15 protein-coding genes, 1 pseudogene and 1 riboswitch are annotated in these 17,142 nt (G+C 68.0%); of the genes and pseudogenes, 8 read left to right on the top strand and 8 right to left on the bottom strand.

Translation table 11 applies throughout. From position 1 onward, the window contains the following. The coding region (locus F790_RS14955) for a FimV/HubP family polar landmark protein (protein ID WP_051081923.1) at positions 1-1,233 on the bottom strand (1,233 nt) is incomplete at its 3' end. A gap of 172 nt (positions 1,234-1,405) precedes the next feature. On the opposite strand from F790_RS14955, the gene F790_RS0112835 reads away from it, so the two are divergent. Next, positions 1,406-2,059, top strand: a complete 654-nt coding sequence (locus tag F790_RS0112835) for a rhodanese-like domain-containing protein (RefSeq protein ID WP_196799389.1) — start codon at positions 1,406-1,408, stop codon at positions 2,057-2,059. Positions 2,060-2,083: 24 nt separating this feature from the next. Continuing rightward, a pseudogene (locus F790_RS13920) lies at positions 2,084-3,112 on the top strand (esterase/lipase family protein); the annotation flags it as partial. 433 nt (positions 3,113-3,545) lie between these two features. Here the strand turns inward: F790_RS13920 and F790_RS0112825 are convergent. After that, positions 3,546-5,711: a hypothetical protein gene (locus F790_RS0112825; protein WP_019591923.1), complete on the bottom strand. Its 2,166-nt coding sequence runs from the start codon at positions 5,709-5,711 to the stop codon at positions 3,546-3,548. Between the two features lie 129 nt (positions 5,712-5,840). On the opposite strand from F790_RS0112825, the gene F790_RS0112820 reads away from it, so the two are divergent. Both F790_RS0112820 and F790_RS0112815 read left to right on the top strand, forming a co-directional pair. After that, positions 5,841-6,260, top strand: a complete 420-nt coding sequence (locus F790_RS0112820; RefSeq protein ID WP_018871011.1) for a universal stress protein — start codon at positions 5,841-5,843, stop codon at positions 6,258-6,260. Beyond that, positions 6,260-6,598, top strand: a complete 339-nt coding sequence (locus F790_RS0112815; RefSeq protein WP_019591922.1) for a DUF3634 family protein — start codon at positions 6,260-6,262, stop codon at positions 6,596-6,598. The genes F790_RS0112820 and F790_RS0112815 overlap by 1 nt, the downstream gene beginning before the upstream one ends. 42 nt (positions 6,599-6,640) lie before the next feature. Here the strand turns inward: F790_RS0112815 and F790_RS0112810 are convergent, their stop codons facing one another. Together F790_RS0112810 and F790_RS0112805 are read right to left on the bottom strand one after the other, a co-directional pair. After that, positions 6,641-7,144, bottom strand: coding sequence for a heme-binding protein (locus F790_RS0112810; protein WP_026279593.1), 504 nt, complete (start codon positions 7,142-7,144; stop codon positions 6,641-6,643). 135 nt (positions 7,145-7,279) lie between these two features. Beyond that, on the bottom strand, positions 7,280-7,771 hold the full coding sequence (locus F790_RS0112805; protein WP_018871014.1) for a hypothetical protein: 492 nt from the start codon (positions 7,769-7,771) through the stop codon (positions 7,280-7,282). 500 nt (positions 7,772-8,271) lie between these two features. Further along, positions 8,272-8,526: riboswitch (cobalamin riboswitch) on the top strand. Between the two features lie 137 nt (positions 8,527-8,663). Here F790_RS0112805 and F790_RS0112800 point away from each other — a divergent pair. Then, positions 8,664-10,802, top strand: coding sequence for a TonB-dependent siderophore receptor (locus tag F790_RS0112800; RefSeq protein ID WP_019591919.1), 2,139 nt, complete (start codon positions 8,664-8,666; stop codon positions 10,800-10,802). 95 nt (positions 10,803-10,897) lie between these two features. On the opposite strand, the gene F790_RS0112795 is transcribed toward F790_RS0112800, so the two are convergent. Next, entirely contained in the window at positions 10,898-11,269 is a 372-nt protein-coding gene (locus F790_RS0112795; RefSeq protein ID WP_019591918.1) for a rhodanese-like domain-containing protein, read from the bottom strand. Between the two features lie 105 nt (positions 11,270-11,374). Here F790_RS0112795 and F790_RS0112790 point away from each other — a divergent pair, with 105 nt between their 5' ends. Together F790_RS0112790 and F790_RS0112785 are read left to right on the top strand one after the other, a co-directional pair. Then, positions 11,375-12,613: an MFS transporter gene (locus F790_RS0112790; protein ID WP_026332967.1), complete on the top strand. Its 1,239-nt coding sequence runs from the start codon at positions 11,375-11,377 to the stop codon at positions 12,611-12,613. Positions 12,614-12,713: 100 nt separating this feature from the next. Beyond that, complete coding sequence (locus F790_RS0112785) at positions 12,714-12,947, top strand: hypothetical protein (protein WP_019591916.1); 234 nt, start codon at positions 12,714-12,716, stop codon at positions 12,945-12,947. Between the two features lie 30 nt (positions 12,948-12,977). Here F790_RS0112785 and F790_RS0112780 read toward each other — a convergent pair whose 3' ends face one another. Further along, positions 12,978-13,544 (bottom strand): DUF99 family protein, encoded by a 567-nt coding sequence (locus F790_RS0112780; protein WP_019591915.1) that lies wholly within the window; start codon positions 13,542-13,544, stop codon positions 12,978-12,980. A 77-nt stretch (positions 13,545-13,621) separates the two neighbouring features. Here F790_RS0112780 and F790_RS0112775 point away from each other — a divergent pair, with 77 nt between their 5' ends. Further along, positions 13,622-14,533 carry a complex I NDUFA9 subunit family protein gene (locus tag F790_RS0112775; RefSeq protein ID WP_019589634.1) on the top strand — a complete coding sequence of 304 codons (912 nt, stop codon included), beginning with the start codon at positions 13,622-13,624 and terminating at the stop codon, positions 14,531-14,533. A gap of 6 nt (positions 14,534-14,539) precedes the next feature. Here the strand turns inward: F790_RS0112775 and F790_RS0112770 are convergent, their stop codons facing one another. Together F790_RS0112770 and F790_RS0112765 are read right to left on the bottom strand one after the other, a co-directional pair. Further along, positions 14,540-15,739: a methionine adenosyltransferase gene (locus F790_RS0112770; RefSeq protein ID WP_019591914.1), complete on the bottom strand. Its 1,200-nt coding sequence runs from the start codon at positions 15,737-15,739 to the stop codon at positions 14,540-14,542. Positions 15,740-15,842: 103 nt separating this feature from the next. Next, entirely contained in the window at positions 15,843-16,796 is a 954-nt protein-coding gene (locus F790_RS0112765) for a DMT family transporter (protein ID WP_018871023.1), read from the bottom strand. Positions 16,797-17,142 lie beyond the last annotated feature (346 nt).

The following is a 17,142-nucleotide window of genomic DNA, read 5'->3' as shown; positions in this document are numbered from 1 at the left end:
CGGCTCGGGTTCCGGCTCGGGTTCGGGTTCGGGCTCGGGCTCAGGCTCAGGCTCAGGCTCGGGCTCGGGTTCAGGCTCGGGTTCGGGTTCAGGCTCGGGTTCGGGTTCGGGTTCGGGTTCGGGTTCGGGTTCGGGTTCGGGTTCGGGTTCGGGTTCGGGTTCGGGCTCGGGTTCGGGCTCGGGTTCGGGCTCGGGTTCGGGCTCGGGTTCGGGCTCGGGTTCGGGCTCGGGCTCGGGCTCGGGCTCGGGTTCGGGTTCCGGCTCGGCGCCCGCCGACGAGCCCGCTGCAGCTGCGGCGGCTCCGGCGGCCGCGGCGCTGGCACCTTCTTCAGCCGGGGTTTGCGGTTCGGCGTCGTCCCCGCGGGCCGAACGGCCCTCGCCCGACTTCGCCTGCGCGCTTCCCTTTTTGCCGCCGGAAGCGGGCTTGCCCCCGCCCCCGGTCTGACGGCGCCCCAGCATGATGCCGGCCACCAGGAACAGGCCGAGGCCCAGCGCCATGGACCCCAGTGCAACCAGCACCGGCGGACGGGTCAGCTGTTCGGTCAGCGGCACCTCGTCCGGGCCCGGCCGGCTTTCCACCTCGACCAGGCGTTCCTCGACTTCGACCAGGCGGTCGCGCAGCTGATCACGCTCGGTGCGCAGGGTGTCCAGGTCCTGTTCCATCTGCTGGCGCAGTTCTTCGGCCGCGGCGTCGGTCCCCGCATCCAGACGCTCCGACTCCAGCAGGAACCGCAGCTCTTCCACGGCCTCGCGCAGTTCGTCGATCTCGGCATCGCGCGACGCCAGACGTTCTTCGATCGCGGCACGCGACATGCCTTCGCGGCCCTCGTCCACCGCTTCGAAGCGGTCCTCCACACGCACGGCGCCCGGGTCCCAGTTCTCAATGTGACGCAGGACCTCGGCGCGGGCACTGTCCCGGTCACGCCGGGCGAACGCCGACTCCGGCGGCCGCTCCAGTACCGTCCCGGCCCGGAGCGTATTCACGTTCTGTTCGGCGAAGGCCTCGGGATTGGCCTCGAGGAAGGCGAGCATGGCTTCGTTGACCGACACGCCCGGGGGCAGATCAAAGGTCTGCACGATGCTGTACAGGGTGTCGCCGCGCTGCACCTCGTGGGTCGGTCGGTCGGGCGATTCGGCCAGCACGGGCGTCACGCCTGCGGCGACCAGACCGAGCGCCAGGGTCAGGCCGCGCACGGTGCCCGCCAGTCCGGAGCCATCGCGGCTGTGTTCCACCCGTCGATCCAAACCTGAACCCTCTGTTGAAATCCGCTGGCCACGAAGCGTGGCCTTGAGGAGGGTAACGGCCCGTGCAAGCCGTGCTGAAGCCCCCCGGCCGGCAGGATGCAAGCCGACACCGTTTGACTCACAATCCCGGCTTGCGAACAAAAACATGCTGGAGGAGAAGATGCAGAAACGTTTTGCCCCCGGACTGGCCCTGGCCGGCCTGTTCACCCTGGGCCTGGCCGGGCCTGCTTCGGCGCTGGAAGTCGGCATCACCCCGGATCTGCAGTCGCTGGAGGTCCCGCACGGTGACGAGACCGTCACCATCCAGCGCATCCAGGACACCGAGAACCGGCTGGACAACGAATTCGCGAAGACCTCGCGCCCCTGCCCGCCGTTCTGCGTCCAGCCCATGGACCTGGGCCGTGGCGTGGAAACCCTCGGCGAGGCGGAGTTCCTCGAGTATCTCGGCCAGCTCGGCGAGCGCGACGACCTGCTGATCATCGATTCGCGCGGCCCCGACTCCTACGCCCGCGGCACCATCCCCGGGGCCATCAACATCCCGTGGCAGGAGCTGAACATCGACGGCGACGCCGAGCCCGCGGACGTACGCGACATCATGCTCGACAAGTTCAGCGTGATGGATCACTGGGATCTGCTGGACTTCTCCAACGCGAAGACCCTGGTGCTGTTCTGCAACGGCCCGTGGTGCGGCCAGTCGCCCACCAACATCCGCACGCTGACCAACCTCGGGTACCCGGGCCACAAGATCAAGTGGTACCGCGGCGGCATGCAGATGTGGCACACCCTGGGCCTGACCACCGTCGAAGGGCAGTAAGCGTCCCGTCCGGAGGAGGCACCCATGCAACGCCGTCTCCGGCGAACCCTTCTGATCCTCATCGCCCTGCCCCTGTTCGCTCTGGGGGTCTGGGCGCTCTGGGGCGAATTTCAGCCCGAGCAGGAGCGGGAACTGCGCGTGGAGGTTCACGACCGCCTGGAGCAGTGGTTCCCCGAGGCCATGGAACTGCCCGACGAACTGCTCGGTTGGGTCCCGCGCTCGCAACGCTACCCGGACTCCGCGGCTCCGGATGCCATCCTGCTGCACGGACTGGACGAGCCCGGCAACATCTGGGACGAACTGGCGGTGGCGCTGGACGGGGCAGCCTTCAACCCCTGGGAGTTCCGCTACCCCAACGACCAGGCGATCGACCGCAGCACCGACCTGCTGGCCGAACACTGGGAAGACCTGGACGCCGATCGTCCGGTGACCCTGATCGGCCATTCCATGGGTGGTCTGGTGATCCGCGATTTCATTACCCGCTGGCGGCACCCGGACGACGGCGAGCCGCGCATCGGGGGCCCGCCGGTGGACGGCGTGATCCTGATCGCCACGCCCAATCACGGCTCGGAATGGGCGCGGCTGCGCATGTGGCTGGAGCTGCGTGAATGGTTCGCCGATATCCGCGAGGAGCGGTTCTCGCTGTTCGCCGGGCTGCGCGACGGCACCGGCGCGGCCAAGATCGACCTGCGCCCGGACAGCCGGTTCCTGACCGAGCTCAACGCCCGCCCGTGGCCCGACGACATTCCGGTACGCATCATCGGCGGCGTGCTGGCCGAACCCACGCCCGAAATGGAACGCGGCCTGCAGCAGATGGGGGAACAGCTGGACGCCCCCGAGCTGCCCCGGCGCATCGCCGACTGGCTGGACCAGACCGGCGAAGGCCTGGGCGACGGCGTGGTCCCGGCCGACTCCCTGGCCCTGGAGGGGCACCCGGAACCGCTGGTCGTGGAAGGCTCGCACCGCGGCCTGCTGGTACCCACCCCGCTGACGGACACCCCGCCGGCGATCGACCCCGTGCTGGAGATCCTGGAGCAGTGGCGCGGAGAACCGGATGATGCCCGCGCGCTGGCGGGCCTGGACGAGGCCCGCATGGTCTGGGACATCACCAACGAGCGCCCGGAGCACCTGATCGCGCGCATCAGCATTATCGAGAAAACCCTGGAGTCCGTGCGTGCGCAGGACGTGCGCGCGGACATGATCCTGAGCTTTCGCGATGCGGCCACCGCCCTGCTGGTCACGCGCGACGACCACCTCCCGCTGGAAGACGCCACCGCGGCCGGCCACGTGCGCGACCGCCTGGCGCGGCTGGCCGCGCAGGACGGCGTACGGCTGAAGGCCGATGCCGCGAGCCTGCGCCGCCTGGACCTGGCCCCGGAGGACCTGCCGGACTTCATACGGCCGGTGGAACAGGCCCCGATCGCCATGCTGCGCTGGCGCGCCGAGGGCTACACCATCCTCGACGCCACCTATTGAGAGATCGCATCTAGCCCGGCAGGTCCGCCTGGTTGTGGCGCAGGAGGGAACGCCAGTAGCGGTTGGCGTCGGACAGGATGTGCGTCGCCGCGCCCACCAGCTCGCGCAGTTCCTCGGTGCGCATCCAGCGGGTCTGCTCCACGGCGTAGTCCTCCTGCACCTGCTTGTGCAGGGCGAAGGCCTCCTCGAGGGTACGGAGCTGGCGCCAGACCTGGCCGGACATCGCCGACATGCGCACGACCTCGTTCTGCGCGAGGATGCCGTGGATCGCCGCACCCCAGGCGGGGAAGAACGCGGTAAAGAACAGGCTCCACGGAAAGTGGAAAAAGAAGTGCAGCGTGACCACCAGGAAGGTCGCGAAGAACAGCGTGAACGCAAGCCGGTGCAGGTACTTGTGGTTCATCTCCAGGTTGTGGGCCGAACGGCGGTAATACTCGCGGTGCTCGTCCAGCACGTCGTGGATGTAATCCAGTGCCGCCTCGTTGTGCTCGCTCATCCGGTAGGGCACGCGGCCACGGCGGTCCTGCGGCATGCCCTCGGCCACCAGCAGGCGCTGCAGCACCCACAGTTCGGCGCTCTCCAGCTCCGAATGCAGTTCCATGGGGCGACCTTCGGGGCGGCGGTTCTCCGGCCGCCAGTACGGTGCGGAAAACGTCCTCGGGAGCACCAGTAACGGATACCCCAGACGCAGATAACGCAGCTGCTCGGCGAGGAAGCGAAAGCGGATCCAGTGTCCGTGGTGATCGCGGTAGCGGGCCTTCAGCACGCGCCGCACGATGAAATGCAGCAGCACGAACTCCACCGCGATCCAGAAATAAGACACCTCGCCGGGCGTCGCCGGCCACACCTGCAGAGCCCCGGCCACCGCGGCGAACACCGCCATCGCCGCCGCGTAGTAGATCATCCAGGTGTCGTCCTGGTGGCGCGTGGCAAAGATGCCCGCCTGCTCGTCGGACCAGTTGAAGAAGTGCTCGAACGCCGGTTCGCGGATCGGGTGCTCGGCCTCGCGCTCGGGACTCGGACGCACCGCGTTGTAGCGGTTGCCGCGGGACGGCGCCGGGCGCAGGGCGCGCAGTGCCCCGCGCAGGTCGAGCATGGCCAGCGCGGAGGATGCCGCATGCAGACGGTTCACCACCCAGTGGCGGCGCACTTCGTCACGGGCATCGGTCTGCAGCAGTTCCACCACACGCGAGGGCTGGCTGCGCGCCGGGGGCTCCAGCATCGCGTGCAGCCACATCCAGCTGCCGGTCACCCAGTTCCATAACCCCGGCGGACGCCGGCGACGTCGGGCCAGCCCCACCAGGCCCAGCAGCCACAGCCCCCACCAGACCACGTAGTGCCCCACCCCCACCTGGTCATCGATCCGCCGGATCAGGCGATTCTCGGTGGTGGTCTCGTCGAGGGCCGGGGTGAACGGACACAGGATGCGTTCCAGCCACTCGTCGATCCGGCGGGAGTCGAGCTCCACCGGGTCGAACAGCGACAGCAGCGCCGCCGGGGTCACTTCCATCACGTCCAGGCGGGTCAGCGCCGCGTCGGTCACCCGCGCCGCCGTCAGCATCATCAGCTGCGGGGTGTCCTGCTCCGGGTCCAGATACAGCAGCAGGACGCCCTGTCGGCGCATCACCGCGTCACGGATCATCTGCCCCGCGCCGCTGGTGACCTCGTGGGGTTCCTGCCCGTCCCACACGGCCACCAGCATGTCCGAAAACGTCAGCGCCAGGTCATCCCGCAGGCGGTGCACCGACTCGGGCGGGTCCTCCGCACCATGAACGGGCTCGGCCCCCAGCACCACGCCACGGCGGGCATGCGCTCCCGGCTCGCCGGCCGTCTCGGGGCTGGTGGACATCAGATGCAGGTCCACATCCAGACGCGCGGCCGCGGATCGCGCCAGCTCGTTGGTCCCGGTGGCACGCCCGGTGATCAGCCGCATCACCGGCGATACGTCCGCGTACACCGCATCGGTACTGGCGAAACGTTCCGCGGCCGCGCCGTACAGCCGCCGCAGCACCCGCTCCAGGGTGGCCTGCAGACTGGCCCGGCGGGCTTCGGTATCTCCGTGCGACAGCCAGTTGCGCTCCAGCCGCTGCCCGCGGTGCCCCCCCACCAGTACGGAGAACGCCGGGGTCAGCCGGACCTTGTACGGGTCTTCCCCGCCCCCTGTTTCCGCTGCCAACGCATATCCTCCGGGACGAAAACTGTGAAACCATATCACCGTGGCCGTCAGCCGACTGCCCCGCCCCGCCGGAATCTGCTATACGGCTGAAAGGTCGGGCGGGCCGACCGAACCGTTAAGGGAGCAACCATGTTTGAACGAATCATGATCCCGGTGGATCTCGAACACACCGACAAGCTGCAGAACAGCCTCGAAATCGCGGCCAGGATGGCACGGGAGTACGACGCCACGGTGTACTACGTGACGGTTTCGGGGAGCCTGGCCAACCGAGCCGCCCGGACCCCGGAGGAAATGGAAAGGCATCTGGCGGACTTCGCCCGCGAACAGGGCGAGAAATACGGCATTCGCACCGATTCGAAGCTGATGCACAGCAACGACGTGGCGGTGGAGCTGGATGACAAGCTGGCTCAGGCGCAGAAGGAACTGGATGCCAACCTGGTGGTGATGGCCTCGCACATCCCGGGCGTGGCCGACCGATTGCATCTGATCAGTTCGAATGCGGGTGAGCTCGCCCGGCGCCTCCCGGTTTCGGTCTTCGTGCTGCGCTGATGATGTTCATCGCCTTTGTGCTGATGATCGGCTTTCTGATCATCGCCGCCATTCTGCTGGTATGGCAGGTGAGCATCCTGTTCAGCGTGGTGATCGAAGAAGACGGCAGCGTGCACACCACCCGCGGGGATCCGCCGCGCAATTTCCTGCACGCGGTGCGCGAGGTGGTCAGCCGCCACGGGCTGCAGGGCGGCAGGATCACCGCGGTGCGTGGCCGCGACGGCGTTCGCGTGCGCTGTTCGCACCGGGTGCCGGAAGAGGCCCGTGCGCATCTGCAGGCGGCGGCGGAGCGGGTCAAGGTCGGCCGCCGCCGGCGCGGGCGCAAGAAGCGCCGCTGAAACCGGCCCTCCCCGGTACGGGCAGGGCCGGATAATGCACCGTCAGAGCAGATCGTCCTGGATGGCGTCGATCGCATCCATGGCGCACTGGTGGTCGACCTCGCCGCTGGGACTGCCCGACACCCCGATGCCCGCGACGATGCGCCCGTCGGAGGTGACCTGAGCGCCGCCGCCGAGGATGGTGACGTTGGGCAGGTGCTGGATGCCGTAGCTGACCTCGCCCGGGAAGGCATCATCGCGCAGCTCCAGCGTATCGGTACGGAAGCTGACCGCCGTCCAGGCCTTGCTCTGTGCAGTGCCGACGGTGTGCGGACCGGCGAACCGATCCCGCTTGAGAGCCTGAGTGGTCCCGAAGCGGTCGACCACCGCTGCGGTTACCTGTGCGTTGCGATCACGACAGGCATCCACCGCGGCCTCGACGGCCTTGGTCGCGATTTCGGGTGTCAGGCTGGGGGTGTTGAACGTGGCCGAATCGGCATGAACGGGCGCGGCGGCCAGAGTCATCAGGCCGCCGGCCAACAGTGCTGAACGCATGGATGGGGACATATCAACCTCCAGGGTTGTGTGGACTCCACCCATTCTTGTAGGCCCCGTACGGGGATTTGGCAAGCTCCGTTTCGGGACGCCCGCCACGTTCCGGTCCGGCTCAACGGTTTCCGCAACCGGCGCGGCCGACCGCCATCAGGCCACCCGGCCGACCCGCTCGGACACCGCATCATCGGCCATCACCGGCGGGTACTGGCGAGCGAGCTCGCGCGCCGCCAGCACGAAGGTGTTCACCTGCGTGGCGTGCTCGCGCAGCTTGTGCGCCAGACCCGGGTCCTCGCTGACCTCGTCCACCACCACGCCGTCCGGGCGCTCTTCCACGTGCACTTCGATGCGCCCGCGCTGCTCGAAAAGGGTGCGATACAGCGGATCACGGTCACGCAAGTGTGCGCTCTCGCGCAGCCGCCGATGCAGTTCCGGCACGTGCACCCGCAGCAGCGCGGCGAGTTCCGGATCCGTTGCCGTCGTCACCGTCCGGGTACCACCCTCGATGAACTCCAGCTCCCTCCGGATTGCGTCGTGGGACTCCAGCAGGCGCTGAAAGACCACCTGCTCACGCTCGTGCTGCTTGCGGGCTTCGGCGTCCAGGTGACCGCCGCAATCGATCATTCTCAGGTGCATCGTCATGGTCTGTCGGCCTCTTGCTGATGATCCTGCCCGGAAGAAGCAATCTCCCTGCCAACTCGTATTTCCCGCCATGACGCGGCCACATGCCGATACCGCCGATCAGCTGACCACTCAAACTGCGAATATTGGCAGTCACTAATAAATGAAAATGCCACCTGTGACACCCGAACGCTCGCAAGTCACTGTCAAAAGGGGAAAATTATCTCCAAAAAATTTTCGAATATGGATTGATTCCAATTTGCGGCCGTGTATAATTCCCATTGTCGAGTCGACGGCAGCTCAGCGTCGGTTCGCCATGCAGGGGCCCCCTGGCCCCTTCTCTCCTCCATCTCTTCTGGATTTTGCCGTCGGCTCTCGGTGCCCCCCCGCACCGACCCGGCGGCCCTTTTTTAATCCACCCGAATGGATCCCTTTGCAAACCACATGCCAGGCACTGACCGCGGCCACGACCGTGGGTCACCCGGACACTGTTGGTTTGACACCACACATTAGCCATCACTAATATTCCGTCTCCCCCGGGTGCTTCGTCGCCATCCCGACGACGAGTGAAACGGGAAGTCCGGTGCGTGCCCGGCCTCGACCTGCGCACAAGTCCGGCGCTGCCCCCGCAACGGTAGGCGGGTCACGGCAGACCCTCGCGAACCACTGCGAAGAACGCGTCCGTTCAGGGCGTACTTCGCGGGAAGGTGGTCTGCCCCGGAGCCAACGGCTCCAGCCCGCAAGCCCGGAGACCGGCCCGGAGGACAACGGAGAACCGCGGGGAGCGGTATCACCGGGCGAATCGGCATCGCTGCGCATCGGTTCACGACGCGCCGACGATGGCGCACGCCCGCACCCCCGCGGTCGACACCCACGACCACGGCGCACGGGCGGTGCGCAAAGAGAGTTCGCAATGTTCCCGAAGAAGATGTTTCCCGCGGCCCTGCTAGGCGGTGCCGCGGCCGTGCCCTTGTTGCTGGCGGCACCGCCGGCCACCGGCGAAGAAGACCCCGACGATTCCGCACAGGTGCTGCCCGAGATCAGCGTAACGGCGGCGACCCGCACCGAGCGCCTGGTGGAGAACACGCCCGCCTCCACCGAAGTGATCACCGGCAAGAACATCCGTCGCAGCGGGGCGACCATGCTGGACGAGGCCCTGCAGGCCGAGTCCAGCCTCTTTACCGGTGCCGACGGCAACCGGTTCTCGATCCGCGGCGGCGGCCGCGCGGACATCATCTACATGCTGGATGGCCGTCGGGTCAGCGGCACGTCCGGCCGCGGCTTCGAGCTCAACCGCATCCCGGTCAGCCACGTGGAGCGCATCGAGATCGTGAAGGGCCCCGGGAGCGTGGTGTACGGCTCGGATGCGGTGGCCGGCGTGATCAACGTGATCACCCGCCGGCCGGATGCGGGTTTCGAAGGCAGCGTGGAGCTGCAGGGCGGCATGCCCGCCAGCGCCGATGGCGGGGAGCGCATCAACGGTTCACTGTTTCTGGGCGGCGGCACCCGCGACACCCGGTTCCGGCTGCTGGCGGATGTGCTGGACCGCGAAGCGTATTCCGAAGGCGCCATTGCCGACGTGCGCATCGCCGAGCAGAGCGAGCAGGTCCGGCCGTCGGAGTCCGGCGCGCTGGATGATGACCACGCGATCCAGGACCGCTACGCCTTCGACGAGGACCGCCGCGAGAGCGCGCGGGTCTACAACCTGCGCGCCGGCGTCAGCCACTGGTTCACCGACGACTTCAACGTGGAGCTGGAGGCCGGCCTGCTGCGCGAAGAGCGCGAGCGGCGCTTCCTGCACGAGCGTCCGCCGGTGGCCACCGGCTACACGAACAACAATGGCGATCCGGTGCGCGCCCTGCAGTTCCCGGCACAGCGCAGCGAGGACAGCGAGCGGCGCGATCTGGCCGTGGCCGCCGAATGGTTCGTGACCGACACCCTGGAGCTGAATTACCAGGCCTACGAAAGCAAGTTCGAGATGGACCGCTCCAACACCTTCCTCGAGGCCGCGGACTTCGGCTTCGATGCCACCGGGGACAGCGAATTCGGCCCGCGCGAGGTCACCTTCACCGACCGCGTCCACGACTTCGCCGCCACCTGGCGGCCCGACGCCCGCCACACGGTACTGACCGGCTTCGAACACAAGCATCAGACCTACCGCGACCGCGAACCGGCGCACGAGCCGGAAGACGACCAGTGGGTCGGCGGGGTGTTCCTGCAGCACGAATGGGCGATCAGCGAGCGCCTGGATCTGGTCTACGGCGCCCGCCACGACGAGACCTCCACCGAGGTCGACAACACCTCGCTGCAGGCCGGCGCGGTCTATCGCCTGGCCCCCGAGGCCCGGCTGCGCGTGCAGTATGCCGAGGGCTTCAAGCTGCCAGAACTGCGTTCGTTCCACGTGGACACCCTGAACCCGCGCGGACAGCGGGTGCTGGGCGCCCATGTCGTCGATCCGGCTGTCGGCAAGACGCGCCATGAACTCGACCCCGAGACCAGCCGCAATGCCGAGCTCGGCATCGCCGGCGACCTGCGCCTGAGCGACACCACCACGGGGCATTACGACGTGGGCCTGTTCTATACCGAGTTCGATGACCGGATCGCGCAGACTCAGGGCGATGGCGACTACCGCACGTTCCGCAACGTGAGCAACGCCCGCGCCCGCGGCGTGGAGACCCGCCTGGGCGCGGACTTCAACTCGCAGGTGGAGCTGCGCCTGGGGGGCACCTGGATGGATGCGATCGATCGGGACAGCGGCGAGACCCTGACCGACACGCCGGAACTCACCATGGTGGCGAGCGCGCTGTGGACGCCCACGGAAGAATTGCGCCTGCAGCTGCGCAGCCGCTACGTGGATGAGGTACGCGTGGCCGGGGACGAATGGGATCGCTCGTTCACCCTGACCAGTCTGAACGTGGAGTACGCGCCGGCGGCCTGGGAGGACGTCACCCTGCGCGGCGGGATCGACAACCTGTTCGATGCCGACAATGAAAGTTCGCTGGCAGCGGATCCCGGCCGCTTCCTCCACGCCGGGGTCCGGTACGACTTCTAGAACATCTGGTCCGGGGACCGGGAGGGCTGCCTTGATGGGCAGTTCTTCCCCCGGTTTTCATGTCGTTTCTGTCACCACATTGCTCATACGGAGGACTACCCCGGGTGCGGACTGGAACCGGACTCCGCGCAGTATTCCTGCCAGGCTGCCGATCCGCCGCGCAGCACGCGGGCGTCGATGTCCATCGCGCGCAGGCTCTCGGCCACCAGATGGGAGCGCCCGCGCCCGCCACAGAACACCACCACGGGCTGCGCCGGATCCTCCAGATGGGACTCGATGCTGGCCTCCAGCCTGGGCCGGGGGATGTTCACGGCCCCCTCGATGGACCCGGCCTCCACCTCCTCCGGCTGGCGCACGTCCACCAGCAGCAGCGGTTCACCGGACTCCCGCCAGCGCGCCAGCTCCGCCGGCTCCACGTGCGGCAGGGTCTGTTCCAGACGGGTGATGCGTTCTTCGAAACGGCTCATGACGATTCCTCGGGTATGGTGGAGAGGTAATTCGAGCTTGCCGGCAGGCCGCCGGAGACCGCAACCTGAGCGGTACTCGTGCGCGATACCTCCGGTGGTGCCAACATGACCGACACTTCCGACGTCCGCCGGCCGGGCTTCGTCGCCCACATGGCGACGGTCTTCATCAACGCCCTCAACGACAACTTCTTCCGCCTGGTCGTCATCTTCATCGCCCTGCGCGAGTTCGTTGCCGAGGGCGAAGGCACGTTCTATTACAGCCTGGTCGGGTTCGTGTTCCTGCTGCCGTTCGTGCTGTTCTCGCCGTGGGCCGGCTACATCGCCGACCGCTACAGCAAGAAGGCGGTGATCGTCGCCACCCGCGCGGCCGAGGTCGTGGTGCTGCTGACCGCCGCGGCCATGCTGATCATCGATTACTTCCCCGGTCTGCTGGTGACGGTGTTCCTGATGGGTCTGCAGAGCACGTTCTTCAGCCCGGTGAAGTTCGGCATCCTGCCGGAGATCGTGCGCTACGCGCAGCTGTCGCGCGCGAACGGGCATATCCAGCTGTGGACCTTCCTGGCGATCATCCTCGGCACCGCGCTGGCCGGCTTCGTGATGGAGTTCGCCGGCGAGGCGCTGTGGATCCCGGCGGCGGTGATCGTGGCGCTGTCGCTCACCGGCCTGGTCACCAGCTTCTTCGTCACCCCCACCCGTGCGATCAACAACCCGGCGCCGTTCCGGCTGAACCCGTTCGCCACCGTCGTGCAGTCGATCGCCGAGATCCGGCCGCAGCGGGTGCTGTTCCTGGTGGTCCTCGGCATCGCGTGGTTCTGGGCCCTGGGCACGTTGTACCAGCTCAACGTCCCGCTGTTCGCCGAGCTGCACCTGGGCCTGGGCGAGCTGGCCACCGGCATCATCCTGACGACCCTGGCCCTGGGCATTGGCACCGGCAGCATCCTCGCCGGCTATCTGTCGCGCGGCGGCATCGCCATGCACCATGCCCCGGCCGGCATGATCGCGGCCGCCCTGATCAGCGCGTTGCTGTATTTCACCGTCGACAGCTACCCGGCCACCCTGGTGCTGATGGCCCTGCTCGGCGTTGCCTCCGGGTTCTTCATCGTGCCGATCACCGCCTACCTGCAGGGCCACAGCCCGGAGGAACGGCGCGGGCGTTTCATCGCCGCGAGCAACTTCCTGTCGTTCGGGGCGATGCTGCTGGCACCGGTGCTGTTCTGGGGGCTCACCGGCCCGGCCGGGGTCAGTCCCGCGCACGTATTCATCATCGGCGGAGCCGCCTCGCTGCTGGTCGGGCTCGCGGCCCTGCGCCTGTACCGCCGCCACCGCGCGGAGGCGGATGCCTGACCCCCGAAGGCCCCGGCCGCGCGACCGAACCCCAGCATCCGGTGCGAACGTCTATCTTCGAAGGAAGAACTTGCCAGAGGGGCGAACCCGGGAGGCCATCATGAGCAACAACATGGCCGATGTAACCATTCACATCGACGAGACCATCAACGCCGAGGCCCGCGAACGCATCCAGGACGAGCTGCGCGGGATGAGCGGCGTGATGGCGGCATCCAGCCACGAGGAGAAGCCGCACCTGGTCGTGGTCGAATACGACCCGGAGCGGATCAACAGCCATCGCCTGCTCGACACGGTCACCGCCAGCGGCGTGCACGCCCAGCTGATCGGCCTGTAGTCGGCGGCAAGCCTTTAAGGCTCAAGAGGCTCACGGACGGTGGCGGCTCGCCCCGTCGGTCACCCCGCCGGCGATCATGTGCGCGACGCGCAGCGCCTCCGGCAGGTGGCTGTGGACGCGCTGGTCCTCCAGCAGCTGCCGCGCCGCTTCGGGTTCGATCCCGCAGCGCTGGACATGGACCCCCGCCAGCGGTTCCATCGCGCCGGCGGCCTCGATCAGCCGCCACTTGCGGGCCCCTCCGGGGACATGGTCGAGCAACGCCCGTCGAACGGCCTCCATGTCGGGTTGCCGGCGTGCCACGACCATCACGGGCAGGCCGGTCCGTTCGTGCAGGGCCTGCAGGTCCACCACGTTGAAGCCGGCAAAGGCGACCCCCTGCAGCAGGATCGCGTGCAGCTGCGGGGCGAACGGGCTGTCCAGCACGCATGCGGCCAGACGTTTGGTTGCATTGGCGCCGTCGCGCCGCACCCGGGTCGACACTACGCCGTCCAGCCGCGTGCCGGCGAACACCGCGCCCACCACCAGCACGTCGCCACGATACGTCCGCGCGAACGGCGCATCATCAAAACCCGCCACGTGCGATAGATGTCCCGGCATGCGTATCCCCGTTTGCCCGCGCCGTCGTACAGCTCCACGTTCTCACACAGACGAAGCCCAGCAGAAGGAGGCTCCCCATGGACCCGGATCAGGTCACGGTATTCGGCGGCACCGGCTTTCTCGGCCGCATGATCGTGTACCAGCTGCTCGACGCCGGACACGCCGTGCGCATTGCCTCCCGCCGCCCGGCGTTACCGGCCGACCTGCAACGGCACGAGCGGGTGGAACACTGCAGCGCCGACATCCGCAACGATGACGACGTGGCCAGGGCCGTGGCGGGTTCGCGTGGTGCGGTGAATGCCGTCAGCCTGTACGTGGAGCAGCGCGACCTGCGCTTCACCACCATCCACGTGGAGGGGGCCGCCCGGCTCGCCCGGGCGGCGAGCGAGGCCGGCCTGGAACACCTGGTGCACATCTCCGGCATCGGCGCCGATCCCGCCTCGCGTTCGGCATACATCCGAGCGCGGGGCGAAGGCGAGGCCGCGGTGACCACCGAGTTCCGCGACGCCCTGATGGTGCGGCCCAGCGTGCTGTTCGGCCCGGGCGATGCGTTCCTGCGCAACCTCGCGACCCTCGCGCGGCTGCCGATGGTGCCGCTGTTCGGCCGCGGCGACACCCGCCTGCAACCGGTGCACGTGGCGGATGTCGCGCAGGCCGTGGCCACCCTGTTCAACGAACCGCCGGCCGGACACCGGGTGTTCGAGCTCGGCGGTCCGGACATCCTGACTTACCGCCAGATCGTGAACCAGGTGCTGGAGCACCTGGGACAGCCGCGGGTGTTCGTGCCGGTACCGTTTTTCCTCTGGCACCTCGCCGCCGGGCTGACCTCATGGCTGCCCCGCGCACCCCTGACCCGGGACCAGATCTACCTCATGCAGCAGGACACGGTTACCGACAGCACCTGCGCGACCTTCGCCGACCTCGGCATCACGCCGCGTTCACTGGAGGCCTCCCTGCCCGAGTGCCTGCCGACGAACCAGACGAACTAGCCGCAGCTACAGGCTGTGGGTGGCGAGGTTCTGCGAGAGCAGGCGTTCCCACAGGGAACCGACCCGTGCGAGATGGTGGCGCGCGATGGCCTCGGCGCGGGGCGCCAGGGCCGCGGCCTGTTCCGCGGATTCCGCGCGCAGGCGGATATCGGCGATCTGCGGCTGGTCCACCGGCATGCCGATCTGGCTGACCAGCACCACCTGCGCGTCCGACACTTCGTCGATCTCCGCCACGATCGCCTCGGCGATATGGGTGGCCGTCACGTTGTACAGCTTGCCGACGTGGGTAATCGGGTTCTTGCCGGCGAAGGATTCGATGGTCATCGGACGCGACGGGGTGATCAGCCCGTTGGCCCGATTGCCGCGCCCGGTCTGGCCGTCGTCACCGGCCTCGGCCGAGGTGCCGGTGACCGTCAGATACACGCTGTCCGCGTCGGGATCGTCGGCGGTATTCACCGACACGTCCGGCTCGCGGCCCAGGGCCTCGGTGGCCACGCGCCGCACCTGCCGGCTCGCATCGGAACGCGCGGCCAGATAGGCGTCCGCGTCCGCCAGGGGCGCCCCGATGAAGGCGCAGGCCACCGTCAGGGACACGTCCTCGCCGCTGCGCACCCCCATCACCTTGACGTCCTGACCACGCGCCGGCGACGCCTCCGACCACAGGCTCATGTCCGCCGCGAACACCGCCCGCTCCAGCGGGCTCAGGGGCGCATAACCTACCCCCAGCGAGGTATCGTTCGCCAGCTGCGGCACGCCATCCCGACGCTGGCGCTCGAACAGCTCCACCAGATCCTGCGATCCGGGACGGATCAGCGAGTGCACCCGCACGTGGCGCTCGACATCCAGCGCCGGCATGTGGACGGCCAGCCATGCACGGCAGGCCTCCACCGCCAGCTCGTCCACCGCCACGGTCACGCCGCGATACTCGCGGGTGGCCCGCCCGGCGATGTACAGCTCGATCGGCTCGTCCACCTCGCCCCCGCCGAAGGCCGGGCGGGCGGCGCCGCCGCGCAGCAGCACCTTGTCCACGTTGTGGTGCAGCACGAAGCCGAAGCGCTCGCGGTATTCGCGCGACAGCGCCAGACTCACCTCCTCCGCCAGCGCATCACACAGCGTGTCCGGATGCCCCAGTCCCTTGCGCTCCACCACCTCGACAGGCTGCAGGCCCACGGGCCGGCCCTCGAGTTCACTGACCATGATCTTCACGCTTGCCCCCTCCGGCGACGGTCGTGACGGCGATCTTCTCACTGATGGCCGGCCGTCACCACATGCGGGCCGCAGCCAAGCTGCCCCGCGGTCCTGCGCGGTTTCAGTCGCTGCGCGGCTGTGGCGGAACGGCTTTTGCCTGCAGACTCGAATGGAGGCTCAGCCCCGTCACGGTCAGCAGGATCAGCGCCATCCCGAAGAGCTGGACCGCCGCCAGGGATTCATCCAGGAACACCACACCGAACAGCGACGCGGTCACCGGCTCGACCATGGCCACGATGGAGGCCACCGCCGGCGCCGTGTAGTTCAGACCGACGATGTAGAAGATGAACGACAGGCCGGCGCCCAGCACGCCGAGGATCAGGAACAACGGCCAGCTCGAGGTGCTCAGCACGTCCACCATCTGCCCCGGATCACCCAGCGAGAAAAGGATGAGGACCAGGACCGCGAACGCGATCACCAGGATCGCCTGCGGGCTGCCATGGGGCGCGGCAAACTTGAAACCGAAGATGAACACCGCATAGGAAAGACCGGAGGCCAGACCGGCACCCGCGGCGATCAGGGTCACGTCCCCGGCGCCGATGTCGTAGATCCCGGTCAGCAGCACCACGCCCAGCAGGACCATGACGATCGCCACCCACTTGAACAGCGTGGGCCGCTCAAGCCCCAGCGCGAACGAAACCAGGTACACGAACACCGGCGCGCAGTACATCAGCGTCGCGGCCACGGCCACGCTGCCTTCCGCGATACTCAGGAAATAGAAGGTGAAGTTGCCGGCCACGCCCAGGCCGGCCACCGCCGACCAGAGCCACATGCGACCGCTCGCCAGTCCGCTGCCCTGCGGACGCAACGCCAGCCAGGCGAGCACGAACAGCAGCCCGATCGCCCCGCGATAGAACGACACCACCACGGGATCCCAGCCCTGCCCCGTAAGAATGCCGCCGATCCCGCCGGATAACCCCCATGAAAACGCCGCCAGCACGACGAGCAGGGTACTCAGCCCGGCCAGTTTTTCGTTCGTAAGGGATTTCAGCGGGTTCGGTGAGGCATTGGGCATTCACTATCCTTTCATCGGTCGATGATGCGAGAAAACAAGGGACGTAAGTGTAACAGCCCCTCGCAAACTGCCCCGGCGCATCCACTCGATGTGGGAGAACACCCGGGCGCTGCCCCTGCCCTTGCTCGCCACGGACGACCTCGATCAGCGTGTTGAGGGCATCGCTGGCGGTGACGGGATCGGAGTTCTCCGTGCCCCCCTCACATTCCTTGCCGCCGACCGCGCAGGACGCACGGGTGTGTGACCTGCGTCGATTGCCGCACCCGAGGGGAAGGCCTAACGTCACAGGTGAGCACCCATCCCCCTGTGTGCTCGGCGCCCCGTCCTCTCCCGGAGGTCGGGGCGT

The organism is Thioalkalivibrio sp. ALE20 (genome assembly GCF_000381405.1).
In the GTDB taxonomy this organism is placed as follows: domain Bacteria; phylum Pseudomonadota; class Gammaproteobacteria; order Ectothiorhodospirales; family Ectothiorhodospiraceae; genus Thioalkalivibrio.
The sequence above is the reverse complement of the archived record's forward strand: the minus strand, read 5'-3'. Positions and strand labels throughout refer to the sequence as shown.